Raw genomic sequence first — 26,149 nt, forward strand, 5'->3', positions numbered from 1 at the left:
GCTGAGATAACCGGAATTGTCCATTCGTCAATTGGACAGTTTGCCTTCTTTTGTCCCCAGCGCGTCGGCAAGACGCGCCTGAGCTGATCCGGGACGCAACGGTTTTTGCTGGCTGTCGTCCGGAGACCAACCCGTCAGGCAGATCAGTTCGAAAGTCGCTGCCAGACGCCCCTGAGGCGTCGTGAAATGGTCTGCGTATACTTGCTGTGCCCGGGCGAAGATTTGCCGCCGTGTGGGGTGCTTCATGCGTCCTGAGAGGCTATTGGTCTCTCCCATCGCACGCAAATCATGCATTAAGTGGATCAAATCGCGGTATTCCGCCGTCAGACGAGCGGAATCCGCCACTGGCAGGGCAAGACCCGCTCTTTGCAGCAATCCCCCCAGATCTCGCAGCTCGGCCATGGGAGCGATGCGGGGGCTGAGGCCGCCGGACACCTCGACTTCGGCTTGCCCCACGGCCGCGCGCAGCTCGTGCAGGGTTTCGCCGCCCAGACATACCGCCAGTAGCAAGCCATCGGGCCGCAGCGCACGGTGGCACTGAATCAGTTGCCCGACGGGATCGTTGGCCCAGTGTAGGGCCATGGCATGGATCACCAGATCATGCGCGCCCGGGGTCAGGGCCAGCACGTCGTCATCCGCGACGACCTCGGCATCGGGTAGCACATCGCGCCAGATATGCGCAAACGGGGTCACGATCGCAGGAGCCGTAAAGGTTTTGTTAACCATGGAGAGCCGATCCTCCACCTCGTCAACGGCGGCGCGGTGCAGGAACAGAGCGTCGTCCTGCGCGCGGGCGCGGTGCCGGGCAAGCGTCGGGCGATCAAACAATGAGGGTGCGTTGGACTCAGGCAGTTTCATAGGGCGCAACTATCGCATGTGGCAGCGAATTCAAACCGCTGTCGAGCTGATCTACCCGCCGCGCTGTCTGGGATGCGGGGATCTGACCGAATCGGATTTCGGTCTCTGCGGCAAGTGTTGGCGGGATACACCTTTTATTGGCGGGGTCGTCTGCGAAAGCTGCGGCGTGCCCTTGCCAGGAGCTGCGGACGGACATCGGATCGAGTGCGACGATTGCATGGCCGCGCCGCGCCCGTGGCGGGATGGACGGTCGGCCCTGTTGTACGACGGCAAGGCGCGGACGCTGATATTGGCGCTAAAACACGGTGACAGGCCCGAACTGGCCCGCCCCGCCGCGCGCTGGATGGCGCGGGCCGGACAAGAGTTGTTCCGGGAGGGCATGCTGATCGCGCCGGTGCCGCTGCACTGGTCCCGGTTGTTGAAACGCCGATACAACCAATCGGCCTTGCTGGCGCAGCATTTGGGGAAAGAGGCTGGGCTTGAGGTGTGCCCGGACCTTTTACTTCGCCTGGTGCGGACGCCGGTTCTGGACGGCAAGACCGCGGCTGAGCGGGTAGAGACTCTTGAGAATGCGATTGTCGCCCATCCAAAGCGGCGACATCGGATGCAGGGGCGGGATGTTCTTCTGGTCGACGACGTAATGACCTCAGGCGCGACTTTGGCGGCTTGTACGCGTGTCTGCCTTGCATCCGGGGCAAATCATATTTTCGTGTTGACCCTAGCGCGCGTTGCCAAGGATGCCTAATTCGCCCAAGATTATGCGAAACGCGAAGGTACGGAATATGAAACCGGTAGAAATCTACACCTCGCCGCTGTGCGGCTTTTGTCATGCGGCCAAACGACTGCTGAAGCAGAAGGGCGTCGAATTTCAGGAAGTGGACGTTCTGATGCACCCCAAGCGCAAGCCCGAGATGATCCAGCGCGCCGGTGGCAAACGAACCGTTCCACAGATCTTTATCGGCACGCAGCATGTGGGCGGCTGTGATGACCTGTATGAGCTGGAGCGCCAGGGCAAGCTGGACGGCCTGCTCGCGGCCTGATGAAAACCGCGCTGCTGCAGATCACCTCGTCGGACGATCCGGTCGAAAATCTGAACACGGTTCGGAGGATGATGGCCGAGGCCGCCTCGGAGGGTGCGCAGTTCATTCTGACGCCAGAGGTGACGAACTGCGTGTCCACCAGCACCACGCGGCAGCGCGAAGTCCTGCAGCACGAAGAAGACGACCAGACGTTGGCGGGCCTGCGGGATCAGTCCGCCGCGCTGGGCATATGGTTGCTGATCGGGTCGCTTGCGATCAAGACCCATGACGCGGATGGTCGCTTTGCCAACCGATCCTTCATGATCGATCCGCAGGGGCAGATCGTGGCGCGGTATGACAAGATCCACATGTTCGACGTGCAGGTCACCGAATCCGAGACCTTCCGCGAATCGAAAAACTATCGCTCCGGCGACAAGGCTGTGATTGCCGACACCGATTTCGGCAAAGTCGGCATGACGGTCTGCTATGACGTCAGGTTCCCGCACCTCTATTCTGCCTTGGCCCAAGCCGGAGCGCGCATCCTGACGGTCCCGTCAGCCTTTTCGCCGGTCACGGGTGCGGCGCATTGGGAATCCCTGCTGCGGTCGCGCGCGATTGAGAACGGCTGCTGGGTCCTGGCGCCGGCGCAAACCGGCGAACATCCAAAAACCCGAGGAAGAACACGCTATACCTACGGCCACAGCATGGTTGTGGCCCCGTGGGGGGAGGTCGTCATCGACGCAGGGACCGATCCGGGCATTCACTTTTTCGATTTGGATGATAGTTCTGTGACAGAGGCGCGCAGTCGCGTGCCCTCACTGACTCACGTGCGGCCCTTCGACGGGCCCTGACCCAGAACCGGACTATGACAGACGACACCAATGCCCTCGCGGTTACGCTGTTCAGCGAGATTTTGACCGCAGACCAGCTATTGCGCAACCGGCTGAGCCGGGTGCTGCCCAAGGGCATGGAAATATCGCACTTCTCGGTGCTGAACCATCTGGTGTTCGTCGGGGATGAACGCAGCCCGGCACAACTGGCCAATACGTTCCATGTGACCCGAGGCGCGATGACCAACACCCTGGCCAAGCTGGAATGGGCCGGATACATCCACATCCGCCCCGATTGGGACGACGCCCGCCGCAAAATGGTGGCGATCAGCCCGGCTGGCCGGAGGGCGCGGGATCAGGCGATCTCCTCCATCGCGCCGCTGATCAATCAGGTGGTCGGAGAGCTTGGGCTGGAGCGGGTCCGCAGCACCTTGCCCGTGCTGCGGGATTTGCGGTTGCAGTTGGAGGGGGAGTAGGACGTGACTGCGGGGCGCTTACACAGGAAATTGACATTAGATGACGGATGAAATTTGGATTTCCGACATAACCGTTGAACTTGACGTACAGAGGCCATTTCACGCGCTTGTTCCTGACGATTTTCCTGAAGAACCAAGTGAGCGATTCAAGGCCTTCAGGTGGCAGCCAGGATCAGGCTATCACTCCAATCTGGCGCGTTGGCAGGGGCTCGGCACACCGCTGGAGCAGCAGGATATCTTGCCGAATTTCTTTCAGAGTGTGGCGCCTGAGGATCATGATTTTGAACCATATTACGGTAAATATTCTCCTGTCATTGATCTGGCTGGTATTCTGGCGGTTCGATCAGATGTAGCCGATGTCCTCAAGAAATTCGACTTGGGGCAAGGAGGGCTTTATCCGGTCAACCTGTTTAAAAAAGACAAGATCACACCGATTGAACAGAACTACTCGATCCTTTGGATCGCAAATAAACCCGGCACGCTAAACATCGAAGAGTCAAAAGGTCTTCGACGAGCTCGGCCCGATCGGGATGATTTATTCCGGCTTCCTGAATGGAAGGATGCCAAGCCCGGGGATGTGGTCTGCAACGCGGATGCTGCTTCCGGGATCGACATTTGGCGTGACCCCAGTGTGCCACGTCGTGTTTTTCTGAATGAGCGTCTCAAACACGCGTTGGACGAAGCTGGTTTTGCATCAGCGTTTTACCTTCACCGTTTGGCTGTCAAATAGGCAATTTTATGATGGGTGCAGTTACCCATCACACCCCGGCTTCACACTCGCCGTCACATAATTCACGCTCAGGTCCCGGTCCGAGATCGACCAGTTCCACAGGATCGGGTTGAACACGAACCCCTTGCGGTCCACCGGGTTCAGCCCGGCGTGACGCAGCAGGTCAAACAGCTCATCCGGGGTGATGAACTTGTTCCATTCATGCGTGCCGCGCGGCAGCCAGCGCATGACGACTTCGGCCCCGAAGATGGCCATCGCATAGGATTTCGGGTTGCGGTTGATGGTGGAACAGATCAGCAAACCGCCCGGTTTCAGCAACTGCTGCGACGCTGTCAAGAAACCCAACGGATCGGCCACATGCTCGACCACTTCCATGTTCAGCACCACGTCGAACTGTTCGCCTGCGGCGGCCATGTCCTCGGCGGTGGTGTGGCGGTAGTCGATGTCCAGCCCCGATTGTTCGGCGTGGATGCGCGCGACGGGCAGGTTGCCCTCGGCGGCGTCGGCTCCGACCACTGTGGCCCCAAGGCGGGCCATCGGTTCGCTCAGCAGCCCGCCGCCGCAGCCGATATCCAACAGGCGCAGGCCTTCGAACGGCTTTGCGGCCTTCAAATCGCGATCAAATTCGCCCGCGATCTGCTGTGTGATATAATCCAGCCGACAGGGGTTGAGCATGTGCAGCGGTTTGAATTTTCCATGCGGGTCCCACCATTCCGCAGCCATCGCTTCGAATTTTGCGATCTCGGAAGGGTCAACCGTGTTCGGATGCGCTTGCATTCCTGTCTCCGTATGCTCTTTTACGCTTAAGGACTATATAGGGCCATAATGGACAAGTACCCGGACCAAAAGCGCGCAGTTCAATATCTGTACCCGCCGATCGACCCTTTCGATCAGCGCATGGTCGATGTGGGCGACGGACACCGTATTTATATGGAGCAATGCGGCAATCCCAACGGTGTTCCCGTGGTGATTCTGCACGGTGGGCCGGGCGGAGGCTGCAGCCCCGCTATGCGGCGTTATTTCGATCCGAACGTCTATCGCGTGATTCTGTTTGATCAGCGCGGATGTGGGCGATCGCGCCCGCATGCCTCGGTCACGGACAACACCACATGGCATCTGGTGGCCGATATCGAACGGCTGCGGACCCTGCTGGATATCGAAGACTGGACCGTTTTCGGCGGCAGTTGGGGCGCGACTCTGGCGTTGGTCTATGCTCAATCTCACCCGGACCGGGTGAACAGGTTGGTGCTGCGGGGCGTGTTTCTTGCGACGCAGGCCGAGCTGGACTGGTTCTACGGAGGTGGCGCAGGCAAGTTCTGGCCGGAACAGTGGGCCAAGTTCACCGCGCTGCTGTCCGAAAATGAGCTGGGTGATACCATCAGCGCTTACAATAAGCGTCTGTTCTCGGGTGATCGCGCCACGGAGATCCTGTATGCGCGGGCCTGGTCAAGCTGGGAGAACGCGCTGGCCTCGATCCATTCGCACGGCGCGACCGGTGAAAGTCCGGGTGAATATGCCCGCGCCTTTGCGCGACTTGAGAATCACTATTTCATCAACAAGGCGTTTCTGAAATGGGATGGCCAGATCCTGGATCAGATGGACAGGATTGCGCATATTCCCGGCCACATCGTGCAGGGGCGATATGACATGATCTGCCCGCCGCAGGCCGCATGGAGCCTGGCCGAGCGCTGGCCGAATGCCGAGTTGAAGATGGTCCGTCAGGCTGGCCATGCCCTGTCCGAACCCGGAATCAGCGCTGAACTTGTCCGCATCATGGACCGTGTGGTAGAGGGCGCATCATGACCCGGATCGACCGCCGAGCTTTGTTTGCATCTGGTGCCGCCGCTGCCCTGCTGGCCGCAACGGGCGCTTCGTTGGCGGATACGCCCAAGGTCGGCGGATCCCTGCGTCTGGCGGTGCCACGCGATGACAGCCTAGAGCAGGTCGCCCGCGGAGCCGTGTTCGATACACTCACCGAAATTGCGCCCGACGGAACCCTTCGGGGTGAGCTTGCAACCGGTTGGCAAACTGATGCGAAGGCCCGTGTCTGGACCTTTGATCTGCGCGAAAACGCTCTGTTCCACGACGGTGCCCCTCTGGATGTACTGGATGTAATGACGGTGCTGGGTGATGTCGGGCGGGTCGAAGCACTGGCTGACAACCGTGTGCGACTGGAGTTGGTCGAAGCCAATCCGGGTCTGCCGTTCCTGCTGGCCGACAGCCGATTTGTCATTACCCGCGACGGGCAGGGAGTGACGCCGTTGCAGCATGCTAATGGTACAGGATGCTATCGCGTCGAGCGCGCGGAAGACGATCGCCACTTCCTTGGGCGTCGGATCGCAGGTCACTACAAGGACGGTTCAGCAGGCTGGGCTGAAACGTTGGAGATCATCGTGATTCCCGACGCGCGCGTCCGCGCCGAAGCATTGCGTGAAGGTTACGTGGATATCGCGGCGCTGCCGCAGGGGCAGGAGCTGAGCAGTCAACGCGGATTGCGCTTTTTCCCAAGCGAAACGGACATGGCGCTGGCTGTTGCCGGGCATGTCGGCATGCCGCGTCAGGTCGGAACGAATCGACCCCTGGACGATGGGCGAATCGCTGAACGATGGTGGTTGATTTAACTGCCGACGACTCGCCTGACTTCTATTTTGTGCAAATATTTGCTATTGTCTATGCATCATTGGCTTAATTGTTTCGCGAATGGGAGAAGTCCCATGAAAGTCGAAGTCTTAAAGAACATAACAATTATCGTTTTATCGGGCGTTCTTGCCTATGTCGCTCTGTTTGCCTTGGAAACGGGCAAAGACGTGACGGTAAAAGTCAGCAAAGACGGCACAATCGTCTTCGACGCCCGCGATGGGCAGTCGCTGACCCAACTACTGGACATCGGGTTTGAAGCCGTCGAACCGACCCCGGATGACGATGCCGACAGTATCGCTCAAAAGACCTCGGATATGCGGGCTCTGACGCGAACTTTGCGGTCGCACGGCTACTATGCGTTGGACGATACGGCATTGGCAGACCAGATTCGCGTTCTCGACAAAGATCACCCTTTGTCGGTCCGGCTTCGCGACGTGCTTTATGATCTGGAAGGTCCGTTCTCTCTGCCCGGAACTTTGCGCGGGGCCGATTCCCGGATGTGGCAAGCCATTGCCGATCTGTATGACGGGCTAAAGGCCGAACCTCATGATGACAGTCAGCTGTTTGCGACGCTCTACACCAACTTCATCGAGCAAGAGACGGTATTCAGCCCGTTCAAGCACGAAGTGAAGGCCGAAGGCGTATTGCTGCCTCAGACGGATGGGAACGGCAAACCGATGGTTTTCACCTGTCCGGACAGTTTTTTGAAACAGGGGATCACTGTTCTGGTCAAATCGGCAGGTGGTTCATCCAACATCATGCGCCAGTTCCGGTTGAACCAAAACGCGGTCTTCCACTCCTGCGCCGCCCGGACTCCGTTTGAGTTTCTTTCGGGGTCGGAAATGAAGCTGGGGTTGAACCGCGCCGCCTTCGATCAGCTGTTTCCTCCCAGGTTGGCGCGGTCCGAGCAATTGTTGGGTCGGGGAACATTGTCCGTGATCATCTACCCGCGTAACACGCAACCGGCGCTTTTTGCGTCATCGGCGGAATAGGAGCTTGGAATGAAAGGATTCGTTGTTCTGGCCGCCGCCATCTCAGTGTTAACTGTCGCCCTGACCGGTGCCGCAACGGCCCAGAACAGGCAATGCATTTTTGATGGCGAAGTTTACGAAGACGGGGCTCGTGTTGGTCCGTATGTCTGTGACGATGGCGAGTGGATAATCTCGGAATGATATTGTGATTGCCAATGCGGGCGCTGTGGGCTTGCAATCTCGTATTGGCACGGCTATATGGCCGTTAACAGCGGCGTGTCGGGCTACGGTCCGGGGCACCACCGGAAAAGATCGACGGGCCGCGCGCCCGTTTTTTTGTGCCCGGTTGAAGGGTAGAGAACCAGATGACAAACGACCTGATAGCCAAAGCAGCCATTGATCGGCGACTGGCCGAGATCATCACCCCCGTGATCGAGGATCTGGGGTACGAACTCGTCCGCATCCGCCTGATGAGCGGCAAACTGACCACGCTGCAAATCATGGCTGACAAGCCCGATGGCGGCATCGAAGTGGATGATTGTGCCGAAATCTCGAACGCGGTCAGCGCCACGCTGGACGTCGAGGACCCGATCCTTGATGCCTATACGCTTGAGGTATCGAGCCCCGGTATCGACCGCCCCCTGACCCGCCTCAAGGACTTCGAGACCTTCGAGGGGTATGAGGCCAAGATCGAGACCGCTGAACTGATCGATGGCCGCCGCCGATTCAAAGGCGAACTGGCCGGGATCGAGGGTGATGAGGTTTTGATCAACATCCCTGAAGGGGATGAGACAATTACCATTGGCCTGCAATTCGACTGGCTGAGTGACGCCAAGCTGGTTCTGACCGACGACCTGATCAAGGAAATGCTGCGCCAACGCAAAGATGCGGGTGCTCTGAACGAAAACGCCTTCGACGAGATTGAGACCGAAGGGTCCGAAGAGGAGACGAACTGATGGCAATTACCTCAGCCAACCAGCTGGAGCTTTTGCAAACCGCCGAGGCCGTGGCCCGCGAAAAGATGATCGACCCCGGTCTGGTCGTCGAAGCGATGGAGGAATCGCTCGCCCGTGCTGCCAAGAGCCGCTATGGCGCCGAGATGGACATCCGTGTTTCGATCGACCGCAAGACCGGCAAGGCGACCTTTACCCGCGTCCGCACCGTGGTCGAGGATGAAGAGCTGGAAAACTACCAGGCTGAGATGACCGTCGAGCAGGCGAAGCAATACATGGAATCGCCCGAAGTTGGTGATGTCTTCGTGGAAGAAGTTCCGCCGGTTGAAATGGGCCGTATCGCGGCACAGTCGGCCAAACAGGTGATTCTGCAGAAGGTCCGTGAGGCAGAGCGTGATCGTCAGTACGAGGAATTCAAGGATCGCGCAGGCACTATCATCAATGGTGCTGTTAAGCGCGAGGAATTCGGCAACGTCATCATCGATCTGGGTGGGGCTGAGGCCGTTCTGCGCCGCAATGACAAGATCGGCCGCGAAAGCTATCGCCCGAATGACCGCGTGCGTGCTTACATCAAGGAAGTCCGCCGCGAAGTACGTGGCCACCAGATATTCCTGTCGCGCACCGCACCGGAATTCATGGCTGAGCTGTTCAAGATGGAAGTGCCGGAAATTTATGATGGCATCATCGAAGTCAAAGCCGTCGCCCGTGACCCCGGTTCGCGCGCCAAAATTGCCGTGATCTCGTATGATGGTTCGATCGACCCCGTGGGTGCCTGCGTTGGTATGCGCGGCAGCCGCGTACAGGCCGTTGTGAACGAACTGCAGGGCGAAAAGATCGATATCATCCCGTGGAACGAAGATCAGCCGACCTTCCTGGTGAACGCGCTGCAGCCCGCCGAGGTTTCCAAGGTGGTTCTGGACGAAGAAGCCGGCAAGATCGAAGTTGTGGTTCCGGAAGAGCAACTTTCACTGGCCATCGGCCGCCGCGGTCAGAACGTGCGTCTGGCCAGCCAGCTGACCGGTCTGGACATCGACATCATGACCGAAGCCGAAGAATCGGCGCGTCGTCAGAAGGAATTCGAAGCTCGCACCAAACTGTTCATGGACAGCCTGGATCTGGACGAATTCTTCGCGCAGTTGCTGGTCGCGGAAGGGTTCACTAACCTCGAAGAGGTTGCCTATGTCGAGATCGACGAACTTCTGGTCATCGACGGTGTAGACGAAGGCACCGCGCAAGAACTGCAAACTCGTGCGCGCGAGTTCCTGGAAGCGCAAGCCAAGGCTGCGCTGGAAAGCGCCCGCGCGCTGGGTGCCGAGGACAGCCTTATTGAATTTGAAGGTCTGACACCCCAGATGGTTGAGGCACTGGCCAAGGATGATGTGAAGACTCTGGAAGACTTCGCCACCTGCGCCGACTGGGAACTGGCCGGTGGTTGGACCACGGTCGACGGCCAGCGAATCAAGGATGACGGTGTACTCGAACCATTCGGCGTTTCGCTGGAAGAAGCGCAGGATCTTGTCATGACCGCCCGTGTCATGCTGGGCTGGGTCGATCCGGCTGAGCTGGAACAGGCCGAAGAAGACGTTGACGGCGAAGTAACTGAAGAGGAGGCCGAGGCCTGAACTCAGGCCTCGGGTGTCGCGAATGGGTCGCGGTGGCGTCCATAAGGATCGGTCCGAAGGACCTGAACGCAAGTGCATCGCCACGGGCGAGGTTCAACCTAAATTTGGGTTGATCCGCTTTGTGACGGGACCGGACGGTCAGGTCTTTCCGGATGTCGCGGCGAAACTGCCGGGACGTGGTGTCTATGTTGCTGCGGATCGCAGCGCCTTGGACAAGGCCGTTGGTAAGAAGCTGTTTGCGCGTGGTTTTAAGGCGCAAGTGAGCGTGCCAAAGGATCTGGCGGATGAAGTGGAACGTCAGGTTGCGCGCCGTGTGATCGAGTTGCTGAGCCTTGCGCGCAAGTCCGGTGACGCGGTCGCAGGATATGAAAAGGTCAAGACGTGGCTGGACCGGGAAGAGGCCCAGGTGCTGATTCAGGCCATCGATGGATCGGGGCGCGGCAAGTCGAAACTCAGCACGCCGCACTTCGGAAAATACATCGGTTGGCTGACTGCGGACGAGTTAGGACAGGCATTTGGGCGCCAAACCGTGATTCATGCGGCGCTGGCCTCTGGCGGACTCGCCAAACGTGTTGTAGAGGAAGCGCAGCGCCTGCGTGGCTTGCGCGAAACGGATGACGGCGGCAGGGGCCGCACGGAAGGGTAAAAAGCTTTATGAGCGATAATGACGGCAAAAAGACATTGGGTCTTCGTGGCGGGGCACGCCCCGGAAATGTGAAACAGAGTTTCAGCCACGGACGCACCAAGAATGTCGTGGTGGAAACCAAACGCAAACGCGTGGTGGTTCCCAAGCCGGGCGCCGGCAAACCGGGTGGCGGTGCTACGCCCTCGGGTGATCCGTCGCGTCGCCCTGCGGGTATCTCTGACGCCGAAATGGCGCGCCGGATGAAAGCGTTGCAGGCCGCCAAGGCCCGCGAGGCCGAAGAGGCTGCCGCACGCGAAGCTGCGGAAAAGGCGCGTGAAGAAGAACGCGCCCGCCGCCGTGCAGAGCAAGAGGCCAAGGAGCGCGAACAGCGTGAGGCCGAAGAACGTGCGCGTGCCAAGGCCGAAGAGGAAGAGCGCAAGCGCAAAGAGGCGGAAGAAGCCGCCAAACGCGCTGCTGCAGCGCCTGCACCGGAAGAGCCCAAAGCGGCCCGCACCCCGGCGAGCAAACCTGCACCTGCTGCGGCCCCGCGCAAGCAGGATCGTGAACGCGAACAGCGTGGTCGTGGCAAAGGTCGTGACGACAACCGTCGTTCGGGCAAGCTGACACTGGGTCAGGCCACCGGTGGCGAAGGCAACCGTCAGCGCTCGATGGCGTCGATGAAGCGCAAGCAGGAACGCGCGCGTCAAAAAGCCATGGGCGGCCCGGTCGAGCGGGAAAAGGTGATCCGCGACGTTCAGTTGCCCGAAGCTATCATGGTTTCGGAACTGGCCAACCGTATGGCCGAGCGTGTTGCTGACGTTGTGAAATCGCTGATGCAGATGGGCATGATGGTTACGCAAAACCAGACCATTGACGCAGACACCGCCGAGCTGATCATCGAAGAATTTGGCCACAAGGTGACACGCGTCTCTGATTCGGACGTCGAAGATGTCATCAATGAAGCCGAAGACAAAGAAGAAGACCTGAAACCGCGCCCGCCGGTCATCACCATCATGGGTCACGTTGACCACGGTAAGACCTCGCTGCTGGATGCGATCCGCGATGCGCGTGTTGTGGCAGGTGAGGCTGGGGGCATCACCCAGCATATCGGCGCCTATCAGGTGAAAACCGATGGCGGTACCACGCTGACCTTCCTGGACACGCCGGGCCACGCGGCCTTTACGTCTATGCGTTCGCGCGGTGCTCAGGTCACGGATATCGTGGTTCTGGTTGTTGCAGCGGATGACGCTGTGATGCCGCAGACGATCGAGGCGATCAACCACGCGAAAGCGGCCGAAGTGCCGATGATTGTGGCGATCAACAAGGTCGACAAGCCTGATGCGAACCCGGACAAGGTGCGCACCGATCTGCTGCAGCACGAAGTGATTGTCGAGAAAATGTCGGGTGAGGTTCAGGACGTCGAAGTGTCTGCCATCACCGGTCAGGGTTTGGACGAGTTGCTGGAAGCCATTGCGCTGCAGGCCGAGATTCTGGAACTGAAGGCAAACCCGAACCGTGCGGCGCAAGGTGCCGTGATCGAAGCGCAGTTGGACGTGGGCCGTGGTCCTGTGGCTACCGTTCTGGTTCAGAACGGCACGCTGCATCAGGGCGACATCTTCGTTGTGGGTGAGCAGTACGGTAAGGTTCGTGCGCTGATCAACGACAAGGGTGAACGCGTCAAGGAAGCTGGCCCCTCGGTTCCTGTCGAGGTTCTGGGTCTGAACGGCACGCCCGAAGCGGGCGATGTTCTGAACGTGACCGAGACCGAAGCGCAGGCCCGCGAGATCGCGGAATACCGCGAGCAGGCCGCCAAGGACAAACGCGCCGCCGCTGGCGCCGCTACCACCCTTGAGCAGCTGATGCAGAAGGCCAAGGAAGACGAAAACGTCACCGAGTTGCCGATTCTGATGAAAGCGGACGTACAGGGTTCGGCCGAAGCCATCGTTCAGGCGATGGAAAAGATCGGCAACGACGAAGTGCGCGTACGCGTTCTGCACTCGGGCGTTGGCGCGATTACCGAGACGGATGTCGGCCTGGCCGAAGCCTCGGGCGCACCGATCTTTGGCTTTAACGTTCGTGCCAATGCCTCGGCGCGGAATACGGCGAACCAGAAGGGTGTTGAGATCCGCTATTACTCGGTGATCTATGACCTCGTGGACGACGTGAAAGCGGCTGCTTCCGGCCTGCTGAGCGCCGAGATCCGCGAGAAGTTCATCGGTTACGCCGAGATCCGCGAAGTCTTCAAGGTCACCGGTGTTGGCAAGGTTGCCGGCTGTCTGGTCACCGAAGGTGTTGCCCGCCGCTCCGCAGGCGTCCGCCTGCTGCGCGACAACGTGGTGATCCACGAAGGCACGCTGAAAACGCTGAAACGCTTCAAGGACGAAGTGTCCGAGGTTCAGTCGGGTCAGGAATGCGGTATGGCGTTCGAGAACTACGACGATATCCGCGCAGGCGACGTGATCGAAATCTTCGAGCGCGAAGAAGTCACCCGCACGCTGGACTGATCTGGTTCTGCACAGAAATAGAAAACAGCGGCTCACTTTGGCCGCTGTTTTTTTTGGGAAGGTCGCAAGGCTTTGATCGTATGTGTGAGATTTTTTGTCTCCAGTCAGAACCGCGCGACTTACAATCCTGTCCCAAAAACGAGATGAGTCTGGCTTGATGTCGGCTATACGGACAAAGCAGCCAACGCTTTGGCTATCCAATGGAAGCTCAATTTGGAGATTGGAAGGGTAATTACTGTAGTCTCGAAAGGAACGCGACGATAGCCCACCGAGTATCGCGGTCTTCTACCCTTATGTCATCCCCACTCTTTGCCATGGTATTTCCAGGTATTGCCATTCTGGGATCGGCAATGAAAGCATCCAGCCTCGCGATGTCCCAATCACCATCAACCGATTTCATTGCCTTTGAATAGGTGAACCCTTCGATTCTCGCGACTGGGCCGCCCAGCACACCCCATAGCGGCGGACCATGGTGCACTTCACCCTGCTTCAGGGAATGGCAAAGCGTACACTGTTCGACAGCTTCACGGGCAACGTCATCGCCTATGACTGCAAGATCTGTTTCGGTCGGGGGGTAGGGCGGTGTCCAATTCGATGCGTCCCGAAGCACGTTTGCAGTTTCGATGTGCTCACGCTTGACCGCCAGATGTAATGCGGGTTCACCGTATTTCGTACGAACATCCGGATCCGCGCCGTGGTCAATCAGGATAAGCACGATATCCGTAGCGCCAGCATGGGCCGCCGCGTGCATTGGAGCGTGTTTCTCTTTTCCACCGGCGAGCTCTAAGTCGGCGCCGTTGTTCAGCAATAATTCGACTATTTCCGCGTGTTTTCTACCTGCAGCAATTATCAGTGGGGTGCCAAGAAGAGAGGAAGCATTCGGATCAGCACCGCGTTCCAGCAAAACACGCACCGCGTCAATTTGGCCAGCCATGCAGGCAAAATGAATTGGCTGTATAGCCCCGTCTCCGCTCACGGGTGCTCCATCCTCTAAAAGCGAAATAAGCCGGTCAATGTCACCGGATCGGGCCGCATCAGCTACTTCGTCTGCGGACACCTGACTACTCGGAAAGATAAGAAAAGCCAAAAGCGCCAGAGAACAAACAAGAGGTTTCATCAAACTTTCCCTCCTTGTGTCGGGTCTTGCCGGATCTACTATATCACAGGCGTAACCTTTTTAGGTGTCCGCTAATGGGATGAACCGGCTGCTCCCTCGGTTGGGTTAATCTGAAATGATTTACCCGTAGCAGAAGGAGAAATGGCGATGAGTGTGAAAAAGGTAGAAGACCTGCCCAGACTGGTAGTTATCGGCGTCGACATCGGCAAGGATGTCTTTCATTTGTTGGGTTTCGATGATGACGGCCATTTGGTGCTGCGCCAGAAGATCAAGCGATTTGCGTTGGTGGAGATCTATGACGCGCTGTGCGGTCGGGATGGAAGCCTGCCTCAGCGCGCACTTTGTGAGCCGAACACTACGCAGCTTGGGGTTTGAGCCATGGATCTTCCCGGCGATTTACGTGAGGCTCTTCATCAAAGGTCAGAAGAACGACTTTAATGATGCAGAAGCGATTGCTGAGGCGGCGCTTCGCCCGAACCTGAAGACCGTTGCGGAGAAGAGCCAGGATCAATTGGACCGGCAGGCGCTACACCGGGTGCGGTCGCGCCTGATGTCCCGTCGCACGGCAACGATCAATCAGATCCGGGCCTTTCTGATCGAACAGGGCATTACGGTGCGCAATGGGCTGAACGCTTTGAAGAGCTCGTTTCCGACGAACCTTGAAGAGCGTCAGGATGAGATGTCGTCTCGCATGCGTGTCTTGTTGAACGGTCTGTACGGCGACTGGCTGTGGCTGGACGAACGGATCGACACCATCTCAAGGGAGATCGAAGAAATCAGCCGAACAGAAGAGAACTGCGCCAACGCCATGACCATTCCCGGTATTGGCCTGCTGATCTCGACAGCCATGGTTGCAGCAATCGGTCAGGGCGAGGCGTTCGACAGAGGACGCGATTTCACCACCTGGATCGGCCTTATCCCCCGGCAATATTGCACCGGCGGGCGAACGGTGCTTGGACGCATCTCAAAGCGGGGCAGCCGATACTTGCGCATGTTGTTTGTTCAGGCCGCCAACGTGGTTCTGATGCGCCCCCATCACTGGCCTAGCTTCAGTTTCGGCGACTGGCTGGCGCAGGCTGCGACACGGATGCATCGAAGCAAGCTGGCTATCGCTCTGGCCATTAAACTTGCACGCATCGCTTGGAGCGTGCTGAGGCACGGGAGGCTATTCGATGTATCAAGAGATGAGGTCATGGCCGGCATTTAGACACCGCTTATGACCCGAAGGAGTTTGCGAACGAGAAACAGCATGGAACGGAAACCACACGCCCCCAGAGTCTGAGAGCCCTGATGGCCATCACGGCCTGTCCGCTAATGAGACCAAGGTGCGCGCGTAACCCCAAAATGGCCACGGCCATCGCGCCGACCCAAAGGCCGAATACATACCAGCGACTTCCGAGAACGCGCAAAACCTCACTTGCGAACAGCAGCCGGTTCATACATCTGGGCTCGAACCGGTCATTCGAGGTTCGGCCTTAAAAGTGCTGTCTGAAATTGTTGTTTTGGTTTGCGAAGTAAAGGCCAAACCTGCCTAACGCCCAATACCTCTGACTACCGAGATACGGGCAGAAACGTTCCGGAATGCATGATGATATCGAAATGATGCATACCCCGTTTCAGATCGAAACTGACCGAATGACCACCCTTGCGCAGCAACTCGGCATAATCCCGGCTTTGACGAACGAATTCTGGCGTGTCCCGCTTGGCCACTGTCACGTGATAGCGTGGGCCAGGGGCGGGCAGGTGCAGGATCGGGGACAGATCGTGCACTTCGACCGGGGTCAGTTGGAGCGGGTCGTTTACCGAGGTCAGGCTGATCGGTTCCAGATCGTAAATACCGCTTATCAGGATCACATCGCGCACGCGTAAACCTGCGCGGGCCAGAGCGTCGGCCGAGGTCGCCATGACCATCGCCGCCAAATGGGCCCCGGCGCTGTGTCCTGACAGTGTGACGCGGGACGGGTCGAAGCCCAGATCCGGCGCGTGCGCCGCCAACCACAGCAAGGCGTCGCGACATTCCTCGATCATGTCACTAATCCGCGCCTCCGGCGCCAGCGTGTAATTGAGGGTCGCAAAGGACTGTTCGGCCTCAATCAGTGCCGGGGCCATCATCGCCGATTCACGCTGACTTAGAGCCTGCCAATAGCCGCCGTGAATAAAAACATGCAGCGGCGCGCCTGTACCTTTTGCGGGAAAGAAATCCAGCACCTGAGCCGTACCGTCACCGTAGGAGACGTTCCCGATCACCTCCATCTGCGCCCGATGTTGCGCGCTGAGCGCAGCGTAGCTGTCAAGATAGGGCGTCAGGTCGCCGCCGATCATAGAACTGGGCGCGTATTCCTGTTCCAGCTCGTCCTGAGAAAATCCACGATACAACATCATCTACTCCTGCCCGGAATACATCAATTCGGTACGTACATCGTAAAGATCATGGAAGAACCGCAGATCCAGGGCTTTGCGCAGAAAGGACACGCCGCTGGAGCCGCCCGTACCGGGTTGATTCCCGATCACCCGTTCCACCGCCGTGACGTGGTCGAAACGCCACCGCTGGAACAGTGATTCCACATCCATCAATTTTTCGGCCAATGCGTATAGATCCCAGTATTTTTCAGTGTTGCAAAATACCTGAACCCAGATTCTCACGACACGCGGGTCGCCTGAATAGGGCTGCGCATAATCCCGGTCCAAAAGATCCTGCGGTACGTCAAACCCCTGCCGCGCCAGCATGTGGAGAACCTCGTCATACAACGAGGGCTTGGTCAGTGCGGCGTTCAGCATCTCCATGACCTCTGGGTCATGTTCGTGCACTTTCAGGGTCGAGGCGTCCTTGTTGCCCAGAATGAACTCGATCTGCCGGTAACCATAGCTTTGAAAGCCAGAGGAACTGCCCAAGGCCTGCCGGAAGGTCATGTAATCGGCAGGGGTCATGGTCAGCAAAGTCTCCCACGCCGTGATCAACTGTCGCTGAATTGCCTTGATCCGGTCGAGGTTTTTCATCGCCGGGCCAAACTCATCCTGTTGCAGGAAACGGCGCACTTCGACCAGTTGGTGGTGCATCAGTTTCAACCACAGCTCGCTGACCTGATGGATGATGATGAACAGCATCTCATCCGGTTGAGCCGGGTCCTGAAAGGTCTTTTGCAGGTTCAGCAGGGTCTTGAGCTGAAGGAAATCGCCATAGCTGTTGCGATGGGCTTCTGCGAAATCGGTAACCAGCGAGTCCTCGATCCCGCGCTTCAGAAACCGGTCTTCTTTTTTGTCACCCATGTGCTCCTCCAACGCCTGAGTTCACCCCTGTTTAGGGGCTGAACTCGCGTAGTTCCAGAGCGTCAGGTCCAGTCCAGGACGACCTTGCCGGATTGGCCCGATTTCATCGCAGAAAACCCGTCGGCGAAATCATCGACACCAAACCGGTGCGTGATCACGCGACTGACATCCAGACCGTTCTGCAGCATGGCGATCATCTTGTACCAGGTCTCAAACATCTCACGCCCGTAAACGCCCTTGATGGTGATGGCCTTGAACACGATGCGGGACCAATCGACCGGAGATTTTCCCGGTGGGATGCCCAACAGGGCTATCTTTCCACCCATCACCAGGGCCTCGACCATCTGGTCCAGCGCGATTTGCGAGCCGGACATCTCAAGGCCAACGTCAAAGCCTTCTTTCATGCCCAGTTCCGCGATCACGTCCTGCAGATCTTCTTTGCTGACATCGACCGTTCGTACCGTTGGCACCACATGTTCGGCCAGTGTCAGGCGGTCGGGATTGATATCCGTGATCACCACGTGCCGCGCCCCTGCATGGCGCGCAACTGCGGCGGCCATGATCCCGATAGGGCCTGCGCCGGTGATCAGAACGTCTTCGCCCAGCAGATCAAAGCTGAGCGCGGTGTGAACGGCGTTGCCCAACGGGTCGAGGATCGCGCCGATCTCATCAGGTACATCCTCCGGCAGGGGTACCACGTTGAAGGCGGGCAGCTTCAGATATTGGGCAAAGGCCCCCTGTTCATTCACGCCAATCCCGCGGGTGCCCGGATCGAGGTGGAACTTCCCGGCCCGGCTCTGGCGGCTATCGGTTGTGATCAGGTGCCCTTCGCCAGAACAGCGCTGGCCGATCTCAAGACCGCTCACGTTGCGGCCGATCTCTACAATCTCACCCGCGAACTCGTGGCCGGTGATCATTGGGATCGGCACCGTGGCTGCGGCCCAGTCATCCCAGTTCCAGATATGAATATCCGTCCCGCAGATGCCGGTTTTGTTGACGCGGATCAGAACCTCGTCCGCGTTGATTTCAGGCACTGGGGCCTGAACCATCCACAGACCTTCCTCGGGCTTGGACTTTTCCAGGGCTTTCATTGTGTTGGGTCGCATCAGATTACTCCCAATTCCTTGCCGACCTTACCAAAGGCCGCCAGTGCACGGTCCAATTCATCCTTTGTTAGAGCCGCATTCATCTGCGTTCTGATCCGTGCTTGCCCGCGCGGGACGACCGGGAAAAAGAAGCCAGACACATAGACGCCGTCGTCAAACAACCGCGATGCCATCTCTTGGGCCAGCGTTGCTTCTCCCAGCATGACCGGGATGATCGGATGCTCGCCGGGCAGCAGATCGAAGCCCAGCTTCTCAAGCCCCGCGCGCCAGTATTTGGCGTTGCCGAACAGTTGGGCGCGCAGCATGTCGCCCTCTTCGACTAGGCGGATCGCCTCCAAACCGGCTGCGACGATGGACGGTGGCAGCGAATTTGAGAACAGATAGGGCCGCGCCCGCTGCCGTAGCAGATCAATCACTGGCTGCGGCCCAGCGATGTAACCGCCGATTGCCCCGCCAAGTGCTTTGCCCAAGGTTCCTGTCAGAATGTCCACGTCGACGCCGAAATGATCCGGCGTGCCCGCACCCTTAGGCCCCATAAAGCCAGTGGCGTGGCAGTCATCGACCATGACGATGGCATCGTACTTGTCGGCCAGCTCGCGGATTTTCGGCAAGTTCGCCAGGTAGCCATCCATCGAGAAAACTCCGTCTGTGGCGATCATGATGTGCCGCGCGCCATCCTCGCGCGCCTGCTTCAGCCAGGCTTCGAGGTCACTCATGTCATTATTCAGATAGCGATAGCGCTTGGCCTTGCACAATCGCACGCCGTCGATGATCGAGGCGTGGTTCAGGCTGTCCGAGATGATGGCGTCTTCAGGCCCTAATAAAGGCTCAAACAGCCCTCCATTGGCATCAAAGCACGCTGCAAACAGGATCGAGTCGTCCTTGTTCAGGAACTTTGCCAGCTTCTGCTCAAGCTCACGGTGAATGTCCTGCGTGCCGCAGATGAACCGGACCGAGGCCATACCGAACCCCTTGGGATCCATCGCGCCTTTGGCGGCGTCGATCAGCGCAGGGTGATCAGCAAGACCCAGATAGTTGTTGGCGCACAGGTTGATCACCTGTTTGTCGCCCACCGTAATCTCACCGCCCTGAGGCGAGGTGATCATTCGTTCGCGTTTATACAGACCCTCGGATTCGATCTGCGCGAGGGTGTCCGTGATGTGGGACAGGAATGCATCAGCCATGGCGGTCTCCGTTTGTCTGAGTCGCATATCTAACATAACGGACATAATTCCCAAATGGGGGAATTACAATATACGAGAAAAAAATCCGTGAAGGCGGATTCTTGCCGGGATCAGGCGTTTTTGACGATCAGGAAGACCCGCGCAGGTCCATTGGCGACGATCGAATGCGCGACATCCGCCGCATAGCGTGCGGTGTCACCCTTCTGCAGATCACTGCTGGCCGAGCCCGAGGTCACGCGAACAGCGCCTTCCAGCACAGTCAGTTGCTCCCTTGCTCCACGCGCATGGGGCTGGCTGTTCAGGGCACCATCGTTGTCAAACTCGATGTCGTAGACTTCGTGACCCCCCGCCTCTTCGGGTGGTGACAGAATGCGAATCCGGCAGTTCTGGCCCATGTTGTCGATGCTGGGCACTTCGGATTTCCTGAGGACTTCGATCTGGTCCGCGCTGTTCGCTTCTTCCAGCAGGCCTGCGAAATCCACCTGCAAGGCACGGGTCAGGTTCCACAGGGTCGAAATCGTCGGGCTGCTTTCGCCTCGTTCGATTTGGCTGACCATGGATCGGGACACACCGCTGAGATTTGCCACGGCTTCAAGCGACAGGCCCTTGGCCCGACGTGCCTCTTTCAGGCGAGCGGGCAGGCGGGTCAGGATATCGTCTGGATTTTCCGTCATGACGGAATCTCATGCGCTTTTGACCTGCGGATGTCAATTCTGCTTGTGACGGTACGTTCCATGGGACAGCCTGATGCCGCAGATGCATAGTTCCGCCAAATCCCAGAGGAGTAGAGACATGAAAGACATCGTGATTCTTGATGGTGCCCGCACCGCGATTGGTACTTTTGGCGGGGCGTTAGCCTCAACCGCACCGATTGATCTTGCAACCGTCGTGACCGAGGCGGCGATGGAGAAGTCCGGGGTCGAGGCGGCCCAGATAGGGAACGTGGTGTTCGGACATGTCATCAACACCGAACCGCGCGATATGTATCTGTCGCGTGCCGCCGCAAAGCAGGCGGGCATTCCGAACGAAACTCCTGCCATGAACGTGAACCGCCTGTGCGGGTCGGGGGCGCAGGCGATTGTATCCGCGGTGCAGTCGTTGATGCTGGGCGATGCAGAGTTCGCTGTGGCTGGCGGTGCGGAAAGCATGTCGCGCAGCCCCTACATAGTCCCTCAGGCGCGCTGGGGTGCCAAAATGGGCGATGTCACGTCGCTGGACATGATGCTGGGCGCGCTGAACTGCCCCTTTGGCACCGGCCATATGGGGGTGACGGCTGAAAACGTGGCGGACGAACACCAGGTCACCCGCGAACAGATGGACGAGTTTGCCTTGACCAGCCAGACCCGCGCGGCGGCGGCTATCGAGTCGGGCTATTTCGAAAGCCAGATCGCTCCGGTGCAGGTCAAGGTAAAGCGCGACATGGTCGATTTCATGGTCGACGAGCATCCCAAACAGACCTCGGTTGAGGCGCTGGCCGGATTGCGCCCCGCGTTCAAGAAGGACGGGCGCGTGACTGCCGGTAATGCATCAGGCATCAACGACGGTGCCGCTGCTATGGTTCTGGCCACTGAAGAAGCTGCTGAGAAAGCGGGTCTGAAACCCAAGGCGCGTATTCTGGGTTATGGCCACGCAGGTGTCCGCCCCGAGGTCATGGGAATCGGACCGGTGCCTGCCGTGCAAAACCTGATGGCGCGCACTGGCTTGTCGGTAGACGACTTTGACGTGATTGAAAGCAACGAAGCTTTCGCGTCGCAGGCGCTGGCTGTGAACAAAGAATTGGGTCTGGATGCTGCCAAGGTGAACCCGAACGGTGGCGCGATCGCTTTGGGTCATCCGGTCGGAGCGACGGGCGCGATCATTACGCTGAAGGCGCTGTATGAACTTGAGCGTATCGGCGGATCCAAAGGTCTGGTCACCATGTGCATCGGTGGTGGACAGGGTATTGCCATCGCGTTCGAGCGTCTTTGATCCCAACCGGAGCGGGGGGCTGTCTGCCCCCCATCACGCCTTAGGCGCGATTCCCCCCGAAGGTATTTTTGGCCAGATGAAGCAAGCAGGCGCGTGTCAGCTGAGCGCGGTAATCAGGATGACCAGCGCGGCGCCAGCGGCTGCACCGATGGCTGCAGGTACAAGTTTCGATGAAAGACCTGCGTTTTGGGATGCGTTGGATTGCGTTTGGGCGATCAATGCGTTCTCGACCAAAGTCGGCAAGCGGGGGCCAAAGCGCGCCAATACCATGGCCGTTTTGCCAAAGTCTCGCAAAGCTGCGCGGGGGCCGATGGATTGCTTAATGTAATCCTCGACAACCGGACGGGCGACTTCCCAGATATTGATGTGCGAATCCAGTGACCGCGCGACACCTTCGACAACCACCATCGTGCGCTGTAGCAGGATCAGCTCGGTCCGGGTTTCCATGCCAAACCGTTCCGTTACTTCGAACAGGTAGTTCAGCAGGCGGCCCATCGAGATGTGTGTGGCATCCATACCGAAGATCGGCTCTCCGACCGCGCGCAGGGCGCGGGCGAACTCATCGACGTCCTGATTTGCTGGAACGTAGCCAGCTTCGAAATGGACCTCGGCCACGCGTTTATAGTCACGGCGGATAAAGCCAAAGAGGATCTCGGCATAGACCCGGCGGGTGTATTCATCGATATGGCCCATGATGCCATAGTCGTAGGCGATGATGTCACCATTGGCTGCGACCTTCAGGTTGCCCTGATGCATGTCAGCGTGAAAGAAGCCGTCGCGCAGGGCGTGCAGCAGGAACAGGCGCAACACGCGTTCCGCGAGATCGCGGCGGTCGTGCCCGGCGGCGTCCAGAGCCTCGTTTTCGCCCAGCGGAATACCATCGGCCCAGCTGAGCGTCATCACGCGGCGAGCCGAAAGGGACCAGACTACGGGCGGAAGCCAGAACCCGGCATCGTCCTTGGTGTTGGCCGCATATTCCGAAGCGGCGGCGCTTTCCAGGCGCAGATCCAACTCTCCGCGCACGACCCCGTCAAAATGCTCGATCACTTCCATCGGTCGCAGGCGGCGTGCACCGGGGGCGAACAATTGCACGATGCGGGCGGCGAAATAGAACGCGTCCACATCCTTGCGAAAGGCGCGCTCGATTCCCGGGCGCAGGACCTTGACGGCCACGTCCTCGCCGGTGCTGACCAGCTTGGCTTTGTGGACCTGAGCAATCGAGGCCGCAGCGATGGGGTCACTGAACTCGCTGAACATCTCGGTAACCGGCTGGCCCAGTTCCTTTTCCACCTCTGCCATGGCCTCAGCCCGAGAGAAGGGCGGCAGCTTGTCCTGCAACACGCGCAGCTGTTCGGCCAGTTCATTGCCGACCACATCGGGACGGGTTGAGAGCACCTGACCAAACTTGATATAGGCAGGCCCCAGCGCCGTCAGTGCCCGTGTGGCGGGCGGCATGTCGGGATCGCCTTTGTAACCAAGCCATTGGAACGGCTTGCCCAAGGCATGTGCCAGGAAACGTATCGCGCGCGGGGCCTCGAACGCGTCCAGCACCACGTTCATGGCGCCTGTGCGCTCGAGAGTGGCGCCTGTCCGGACCAGGCGGATGATGTTGTGTGGGCCGCGCATCAGATCTTCCAGCCGGAATGCAGCGCAGCGATGCCCATGCTCAGGTTGCGGTACTTGGCGTTTTCAAAACCTGCGGCCCGCACCATTCCCAAGAAGGTTTCCTGATCCGGGAACTTACGGATCGATTCGACAAGATACTGATAGCTGTCATAGTCATTGGCGATCAGCTTGCCCATGCGCGGGATGACGTTGAAGCTGTAAAGGTCATAGAGCTTTTGCAGCCCGTCATTGGGCAGCTGGCTGAATTCCAGCACCATCAGGCGGCCGCCGGGTTTCAGGACTCGGAATGCCTCATTCAGCGCCTCTTGCGGGCGGGTCACGTTCCGGATGCCGAATGAGATCGTGTAGACGTCAAAGGTGTTGTCGTCGAAGGGCAGCGACATGGCATCACCCACCACCCAGTTCAGGCTGTCGGCCATCTGGTCGGCCTCGGCGCGTTGGCGACCTTCGACCAGCATGGGTTCGGTCAGATCCAGCACGGTGGCATGGCCATAGCCCGCGCGCTTCAGGAACCGGAACGAGATATCGCCAGTGCCACCCGCGACATCCAGCAGGCGCTGGCCGGGACGGGGTGCAAGCCAGTCCATCATCGCGTCTTTCCAGACCCGGTGGATGCCCATCGACATGACATCGTTCATCACGTCGTATTTCGAGGCGACCGAGTTGAATACGCCCTGCACGCGCCCGGCCTTTTCAGCCTCGCGGACGGTTTCAAACCCGAAATGAGTGGTCTTGTCGCTGTTGTCGGACATTTGCCTTGCCGTTTGTCGAATTTCGCCTCTGTTATAGGGCTCTGGAACCGGGGCACAATGCGGCCCTTTGAATTAGGAGCCCTCTAATGCCCGAATTGCCCGAGGTCGAGACAGTAAGACGCGGCCTGAGCCCAGCGATGGAAGGCGTGGTGATCGAGCGCGCGGATGTGAACCGGCCCGATTTGAGGTGGCCGTTCCCCGAGCGGATGGCTGAAAGGCTCACAGGGCAGACGGTACAGCGCTTGCGTCGGCGGTCGAAGTACATTCTTGCCGATCTCAGCAGCGGTGAGACATTGCTGATACACCTCGGAATGTCCGGCCGGATGACTGTGTCCGGCGACCCACTGGGGCAATTCGTGCACGAACATCCGATGCCTGAGAAGCACGACCACGTGGTGTTTCACATGGCAAATGGCGCGCGGGTCACTTTCAATGACCCGCGGCGGTTCGGTGCGATGGACTTGTTGCAGACAGCAACTGCAGAAGATCACAAACTGTTGTCCGTTCTTGGGCCAGAGCCTTTGGGCAATGATTTTCACGAGCAACACCTGATCGATGCGTTTCGCGGAAAAAACACTCCGGTCAAATCTGCACTGTTGGATCAGGGAATCGTTGCCGGTTTGGGCAATATCTACGTCTGCGAGGCGCTTTATCGCGGCCGAGTGTCGCCACGTCGCAAAGCTGGGCAGATTTCTTCGACACGGGTTGCTGCGCTTGTTCCGATCATCCGGAGGGTGTTGCAAGACGCCATCGAAGCGGGCGGGTCTTCGCTGCGCGATTTCCGCCAAGCCGATGGAGAACTTGGATATTTTCAACACATCTTTGACGTCTATGGCCGCGAGAACGAACCCTGCAGAACCGAAGGCTGTGGTGCTCTGATCAAAAGAATCACCCAGTCCGGTCGCTCATCCTTCTATTGTGCGCAATGCCAAAGATAACTTGATCCAGCGAATTCGCGTGATAAGGAATCGTACCTGAACGGAACAACCGGAAGCTTTCACCTCATGGCTTTTGAGACGATCATCGTCGAAATCGAAGACCACGTCGCACTTATCAAGCTCGACAGACCCGATGCGCTGAATGCGCTGAACTCACAGCTGGCTCAGGAACTGTGCACCGCATTAGAAGATGCGGATAGCAATGACAAAGTGCGCTGCATTGTCATTACCGGTTCGGACAAGGCGTTCGCGGCAGGTGCGGACATCAAGGAAATGTCCGAAATGAGCTTTGTGGATGTCTACAGCTCGAACCTCTTTGGCTCTCTGAACGACCGTGTCTGCGCGATCCGGAAGCCGATCATCGCGGCTGTTGCAGGCTATGCGCTGGGCGGTGGCTGCGAATTGGCCATGCTGTGCGACTTCATCATTGCTGCGGATACCGCCAAGTTCGGCCAGCCCGAGATCAACCTTGGGGTTATTGCGGGGCTGGGCGGCAGCCAGCGTTTGACGCGGTTTGTCGGAAAGTCCAAATCCATGGACATGAACCTGACCGGTCGCTTCATGGATGCCGAAGAGGCGGAGCGCGCAGGGCTGGTCAGCCGGGTCGTTCCCGCCAAGAAGCTGATGGATGAGGCGATGGGTGCGGCCCAGAAGATCGCCGAGAAATCCCAGTTGACTGCCATGGCGGCGAAAGAGGCGGTGAACCGCAGTTATGAACTGCCGCTGAGCGAAGGTATGTTGTTCGAGCGCCGCGTCTTCCACTCGATGTTCGCGACCGAGGACCAGAAGGAAGGCATGGCCGCGTTCCTGGAAAAACGCGCGGCGCAATTTCGCGACAAGTAATCGGCGCCCTAAACAAATCGGAACAGGCGGGTCTTTGCCCGCCTTTTTCATACCTGCCATGCGCATCTGAAGAATCAGCTTGGCAAACCCCGCCAACTTGGATAGTAAGCGCCGCTATAC

26 protein-coding genes and 1 pseudogene are annotated in these 26,149 nt (G+C 58.6%); 17 read left to right on the forward strand and 10 right to left on the reverse strand.

Annotated elements, in window-relative coordinates; genetic code table 11:
• Positions 1 to 27: 27 nt before the first annotated feature.
• Positions 28 to 858, reverse strand: coding sequence for a methyltransferase domain-containing protein (locus MHN28_RS18850; RefSeq protein ID WP_239344121.1), 831 nt, complete (start codon positions 856 to 858; stop codon positions 28 to 30).
• A 16-nt stretch (positions 859 to 874) separates the two neighbouring features.
• On the opposite strand from MHN28_RS18850, the gene MHN28_RS18855 reads away from it, so the two are divergent.
• Genes MHN28_RS18855 through MHN28_RS18875 form a run of 5 tightly spaced genes read left to right on the forward strand, consistent with a single transcriptional unit; the run spans position 875 to position 3,913 of the window.
• Entirely contained in the window at positions 875 to 1,603 is a 729-nt protein-coding gene (locus tag MHN28_RS18855) for a ComF family protein (protein WP_239344122.1), read from the forward strand.
• A gap of 37 nt (positions 1,604 to 1,640) precedes the next feature.
• Positions 1,641 to 1,898: a glutaredoxin 3 gene (grxC, locus tag MHN28_RS18860; protein ID WP_239344123.1), complete on the forward strand. Its 258-nt coding sequence runs from the start codon at positions 1,641 to 1,643 to the stop codon at positions 1,896 to 1,898.
• Positions 1,898 to 2,728: a carbon-nitrogen hydrolase family protein gene (locus MHN28_RS18865; protein ID WP_239344124.1), complete on the forward strand. Its 831-nt coding sequence runs from the start codon at positions 1,898 to 1,900 to the stop codon at positions 2,726 to 2,728. Before grxC ends, MHN28_RS18865 begins: the two co-directional genes overlap by 1 nt.
• A gap of 14 nt (positions 2,729 to 2,742) precedes the next feature.
• Positions 2,743 to 3,183, forward strand: coding sequence for a MarR family winged helix-turn-helix transcriptional regulator (locus tag MHN28_RS18870; RefSeq protein ID WP_239344125.1), 441 nt, complete (start codon positions 2,743 to 2,745; stop codon positions 3,181 to 3,183).
• 40 nt (positions 3,184 to 3,223) lie between these two features.
• The gene (locus MHN28_RS18875) at positions 3,224 to 3,913 is read left to right on the forward strand and encodes a hypothetical protein (RefSeq protein WP_239344126.1); all 690 of its coding nucleotides are present in this window, start codon (positions 3,224 to 3,226) and stop codon (positions 3,911 to 3,913) included.
• A gap of 21 nt (positions 3,914 to 3,934) precedes the next feature.
• Here MHN28_RS18875 and ubiG read toward each other — a convergent pair whose 3' ends face one another.
• Positions 3,935 to 4,690, reverse strand: coding sequence for a bifunctional 2-polyprenyl-6-hydroxyphenol methylase/3-demethylubiquinol 3-O-methyltransferase UbiG (gene ubiG, locus MHN28_RS18880; RefSeq protein ID WP_239344127.1), 756 nt, complete (start codon positions 4,688 to 4,690; stop codon positions 3,935 to 3,937).
• Between the two features lie 48 nt (positions 4,691 to 4,738).
• On the opposite strand from ubiG, the gene pip reads away from it, so the two are divergent.
• From pip to infB, 8 genes are all read left to right on the forward strand, one after another.
• A complete protein-coding gene (gene pip, locus MHN28_RS18885; protein WP_239344128.1) occupies positions 4,739 to 5,716 on the forward strand; it encodes a prolyl aminopeptidase in 978 nt (325 codons plus the stop codon).
• Positions 5,713 to 6,534, forward strand: coding sequence for an ABC transporter substrate-binding protein (locus MHN28_RS18890; RefSeq protein ID WP_239344129.1), 822 nt, complete (start codon positions 5,713 to 5,715; stop codon positions 6,532 to 6,534). Before pip ends, MHN28_RS18890 begins: the two co-directional genes overlap by 4 nt.
• A 93-nt stretch (positions 6,535 to 6,627) precedes the next feature.
• Entirely contained in the window at positions 6,628 to 7,545 is a 918-nt protein-coding gene (locus MHN28_RS18895) for a hypothetical protein (RefSeq protein ID WP_239344130.1), read from the forward strand.
• Positions 7,546 to 7,554: 9 nt separating this feature from the next.
• Complete coding sequence (locus MHN28_RS18900) at positions 7,555 to 7,725, forward strand: hypothetical protein (protein WP_239344131.1); 171 nt, start codon at positions 7,555 to 7,557, stop codon at positions 7,723 to 7,725.
• A gap of 164 nt (positions 7,726 to 7,889) precedes the next feature.
• Entirely contained in the window at positions 7,890 to 8,480 is a 591-nt protein-coding gene (gene rimP, locus MHN28_RS18905; RefSeq protein WP_171125954.1) for a ribosome maturation factor RimP, read from the forward strand.
• Complete coding sequence (gene nusA, locus MHN28_RS18910) at positions 8,480 to 10,099, forward strand: transcription termination factor NusA (protein ID WP_239344132.1); 1,620 nt, start codon at positions 8,480 to 8,482, stop codon at positions 10,097 to 10,099. Before rimP ends, nusA begins: the two co-directional genes overlap by 1 nt.
• A 22-nt stretch (positions 10,100 to 10,121) precedes the next feature.
• On the forward strand, positions 10,122 to 10,745 hold the full coding sequence (locus MHN28_RS18915) for an RNA-binding protein (RefSeq protein WP_239344133.1): 624 nt from the start codon (positions 10,122 to 10,124) through the stop codon (positions 10,743 to 10,745).
• Between the two features lie 8 nt (positions 10,746 to 10,753).
• A complete protein-coding gene (gene infB, locus MHN28_RS18920) occupies positions 10,754 to 13,228 on the forward strand; it encodes a translation initiation factor IF-2 (protein WP_239344134.1) in 2,475 nt (824 codons plus the stop codon).
• Positions 13,229 to 13,460: 232 nt separating this feature from the next.
• On the opposite strand, the gene MHN28_RS18925 is transcribed toward infB, so the two are convergent.
• On the reverse strand, positions 13,461 to 14,345 hold the full coding sequence (locus tag MHN28_RS18925; protein ID WP_239344135.1) for an ankyrin repeat domain-containing protein: 885 nt from the start codon (positions 14,343 to 14,345) through the stop codon (positions 13,461 to 13,463).
• 147 nt (positions 14,346 to 14,492) lie between these two features.
• On the opposite strand from MHN28_RS18925, the pseudogene MHN28_RS18930 reads away from it, so the two are divergent.
• Positions 14,493 to 15,552, forward strand: a pseudogene (locus MHN28_RS18930) (IS110 family transposase).
• Between the two features lie 344 nt (positions 15,553 to 15,896).
• On the opposite strand, the gene MHN28_RS18935 reads toward MHN28_RS18930, so the two are convergent.
• The 5 genes from MHN28_RS18935 to MHN28_RS18955 all read right to left on the reverse strand — a co-directional run bounded on the left by MHN28_RS18935 (position 15,897) and on the right by MHN28_RS18955 (position 20,576).
• The gene (locus tag MHN28_RS18935; protein WP_239344136.1) at positions 15,897 to 16,724 is read right to left on the reverse strand and encodes an alpha/beta hydrolase; all 828 of its coding nucleotides are present in this window, start codon (positions 16,722 to 16,724) and stop codon (positions 15,897 to 15,899) included.
• 3 nt (positions 16,725 to 16,727) lie between these two features.
• Positions 16,728 to 17,612, reverse strand: a complete 885-nt coding sequence (locus tag MHN28_RS18940) for a tryptophan 2,3-dioxygenase (protein WP_239344137.1) — start codon at positions 17,610 to 17,612, stop codon at positions 16,728 to 16,730.
• A 62-nt stretch (positions 17,613 to 17,674) separates the two neighbouring features.
• Positions 17,675 to 18,703, reverse strand: a complete 1,029-nt coding sequence (tdh, locus tag MHN28_RS18945; RefSeq protein ID WP_239344157.1) for an L-threonine 3-dehydrogenase — start codon at positions 18,701 to 18,703, stop codon at positions 17,675 to 17,677.
• A 14-nt stretch (positions 18,704 to 18,717) separates the two neighbouring features.
• Positions 18,718 to 19,902, reverse strand: a complete 1,185-nt coding sequence (locus tag MHN28_RS18950; protein WP_239344138.1) for a glycine C-acetyltransferase — start codon at positions 19,900 to 19,902, stop codon at positions 18,718 to 18,720.
• Positions 19,903 to 20,012: 110 nt separating this feature from the next.
• Positions 20,013 to 20,576, reverse strand: coding sequence for a helix-turn-helix domain-containing protein (locus MHN28_RS18955; RefSeq protein ID WP_239344139.1), 564 nt, complete (start codon positions 20,574 to 20,576; stop codon positions 20,013 to 20,015).
• Positions 20,577 to 20,694: 118 nt separating this feature from the next.
• Between MHN28_RS18955 and MHN28_RS18960 the strand changes: the two genes are divergently transcribed.
• On the forward strand, positions 20,695 to 21,870 hold the full coding sequence (locus tag MHN28_RS18960; protein WP_239344140.1) for an acetyl-CoA C-acyltransferase family protein: 1,176 nt from the start codon (positions 20,695 to 20,697) through the stop codon (positions 21,868 to 21,870).
• A 96-nt stretch (positions 21,871 to 21,966) separates the two neighbouring features.
• Here the strand turns inward: MHN28_RS18960 and ubiB are convergent, their stop codons facing one another.
• The gene (ubiB, locus tag MHN28_RS18965) at positions 21,967 to 23,496 is read right to left on the reverse strand and encodes a 2-polyprenylphenol 6-hydroxylase (RefSeq protein ID WP_239344141.1); all 1,530 of its coding nucleotides are present in this window, start codon (positions 23,494 to 23,496) and stop codon (positions 21,967 to 21,969) included.
• Positions 23,496 to 24,248, reverse strand: a complete 753-nt coding sequence (gene ubiE, locus MHN28_RS18970) for a bifunctional demethylmenaquinone methyltransferase/2-methoxy-6-polyprenyl-1,4-benzoquinol methylase UbiE (RefSeq protein ID WP_239344142.1) — start codon at positions 24,246 to 24,248, stop codon at positions 23,496 to 23,498. The genes ubiB and ubiE overlap by 1 nt, the downstream gene beginning before the upstream one ends.
• An 86-nt stretch (positions 24,249 to 24,334) precedes the next feature.
• Between ubiE and mutM the strand changes: the two genes are divergently transcribed.
• Both mutM and MHN28_RS18980 read left to right on the forward strand, forming a co-directional pair.
• Positions 24,335 to 25,186, forward strand: a complete 852-nt coding sequence (mutM, locus tag MHN28_RS18975) for a bifunctional DNA-formamidopyrimidine glycosylase/DNA-(apurinic or apyrimidinic site) lyase (RefSeq protein WP_239344143.1) — start codon at positions 24,335 to 24,337, stop codon at positions 25,184 to 25,186.
• A 66-nt stretch (positions 25,187 to 25,252) separates the two neighbouring features.
• Positions 25,253 to 26,029, forward strand: a complete 777-nt coding sequence (locus MHN28_RS18980) for an enoyl-CoA hydratase (RefSeq protein ID WP_239344144.1) — start codon at positions 25,253 to 25,255, stop codon at positions 26,027 to 26,029.
• Positions 26,030 to 26,149 lie beyond the last annotated feature (120 nt).

Origin of the sequence: Ruegeria sp. Ofav3-42 (assembly GCF_022347725.1) — a bacterium.
Lineage (GTDB): Bacteria > Pseudomonadota > Alphaproteobacteria > Rhodobacterales > Rhodobacteraceae > Ruegeria.

What these genes read in the sequence shown, in the direction of transcription:
- MHN28_RS18850 (WP_239344121.1), bottom strand. Translation starts at nt 858, where the DNA reads ATGAAACTGCCTGAGTCCAACGCACCCTCATTGTTTGATCGCCCGACG.
- MHN28_RS18855 (WP_239344122.1), top strand. Translation starts at nt 875, where the DNA reads ATGTGGCAGCGAATTCAAACCGCTGTCGAGCTGATCTACCCGCCGCGC.
- grxC (WP_239344123.1), top strand. Translation starts at nt 1,641, where the DNA reads ATGAAACCGGTAGAAATCTACACCTCGCCGCTGTGCGGCTTTTGTCAT.
- MHN28_RS18865 (WP_239344124.1), top strand. Translation starts at nt 1,898, where the DNA reads ATGAAAACCGCGCTGCTGCAGATCACCTCGTCGGACGATCCGGTCGAA.
- MHN28_RS18870 (WP_239344125.1), top strand. Translation starts at nt 2,743, where the DNA reads ATGACAGACGACACCAATGCCCTCGCGGTTACGCTGTTCAGCGAGATT.
- MHN28_RS18875 (WP_239344126.1), top strand. Translation starts at nt 3,224, where the DNA reads ATGACGGATGAAATTTGGATTTCCGACATAACCGTTGAACTTGACGTA.
- ubiG (WP_239344127.1), bottom strand. Translation starts at nt 4,690, where the DNA reads ATGCAAGCGCATCCGAACACGGTTGACCCTTCCGAGATCGCAAAATTC.
- pip (WP_239344128.1), top strand. Translation starts at nt 4,739, where the DNA reads ATGGACAAGTACCCGGACCAAAAGCGCGCAGTTCAATATCTGTACCCG.
- MHN28_RS18890 (WP_239344129.1), top strand. Translation starts at nt 5,713, where the DNA reads ATGACCCGGATCGACCGCCGAGCTTTGTTTGCATCTGGTGCCGCCGCT.
- MHN28_RS18895 (WP_239344130.1), top strand. Translation starts at nt 6,628, where the DNA reads ATGAAAGTCGAAGTCTTAAAGAACATAACAATTATCGTTTTATCGGGC.
- MHN28_RS18900 (WP_239344131.1), top strand. Translation starts at nt 7,555, where the DNA reads ATGAAAGGATTCGTTGTTCTGGCCGCCGCCATCTCAGTGTTAACTGTC.
- rimP (WP_171125954.1), top strand. Translation starts at nt 7,890, where the DNA reads ATGACAAACGACCTGATAGCCAAAGCAGCCATTGATCGGCGACTGGCC.
- nusA (WP_239344132.1), top strand. Translation starts at nt 8,480, where the DNA reads ATGGCAATTACCTCAGCCAACCAGCTGGAGCTTTTGCAAACCGCCGAG.
- MHN28_RS18915 (WP_239344133.1), top strand. Translation starts at nt 10,122, where the DNA reads ATGGGTCGCGGTGGCGTCCATAAGGATCGGTCCGAAGGACCTGAACGC.
- infB (WP_239344134.1), top strand. Translation starts at nt 10,754, where the DNA reads ATGAGCGATAATGACGGCAAAAAGACATTGGGTCTTCGTGGCGGGGCA.
- MHN28_RS18925 (WP_239344135.1), bottom strand. Translation starts at nt 14,345, where the DNA reads ATGAAACCTCTTGTTTGTTCTCTGGCGCTTTTGGCTTTTCTTATCTTT.
- MHN28_RS18935 (WP_239344136.1), bottom strand. Translation starts at nt 16,724, where the DNA reads ATGTTGTATCGTGGATTTTCTCAGGACGAGCTGGAACAGGAATACGCG.
- MHN28_RS18940 (WP_239344137.1), bottom strand. Translation starts at nt 17,612, where the DNA reads ATGGGTGACAAAAAAGAAGACCGGTTTCTGAAGCGCGGGATCGAGGAC.
- tdh (WP_239344157.1), bottom strand. Translation starts at nt 18,703, where the DNA reads ATGAAAGCCCTGGAAAAGTCCAAGCCCGAGGAAGGTCTGTGGATGGTT.
- MHN28_RS18950 (WP_239344138.1), bottom strand. Translation starts at nt 19,902, where the DNA reads ATGGCTGATGCATTCCTGTCCCACATCACGGACACCCTCGCGCAGATC.
- MHN28_RS18955 (WP_239344139.1), bottom strand. Translation starts at nt 20,576, where the DNA reads ATGACGGAAAATCCAGACGATATCCTGACCCGCCTGCCCGCTCGCCTG.
- MHN28_RS18960 (WP_239344140.1), top strand. Translation starts at nt 20,695, where the DNA reads ATGAAAGACATCGTGATTCTTGATGGTGCCCGCACCGCGATTGGTACT.
- ubiB (WP_239344141.1), bottom strand. Translation starts at nt 23,496, where the DNA reads ATGCGCGGCCCACACAACATCATCCGCCTGGTCCGGACAGGCGCCACT.
- ubiE (WP_239344142.1), bottom strand. Translation starts at nt 24,248, where the DNA reads ATGTCCGACAACAGCGACAAGACCACTCATTTCGGGTTTGAAACCGTC.
- mutM (WP_239344143.1), top strand. Translation starts at nt 24,335, where the DNA reads ATGCCCGAATTGCCCGAGGTCGAGACAGTAAGACGCGGCCTGAGCCCA.
- MHN28_RS18980 (WP_239344144.1), top strand. Translation starts at nt 25,253, where the DNA reads ATGGCTTTTGAGACGATCATCGTCGAAATCGAAGACCACGTCGCACTT.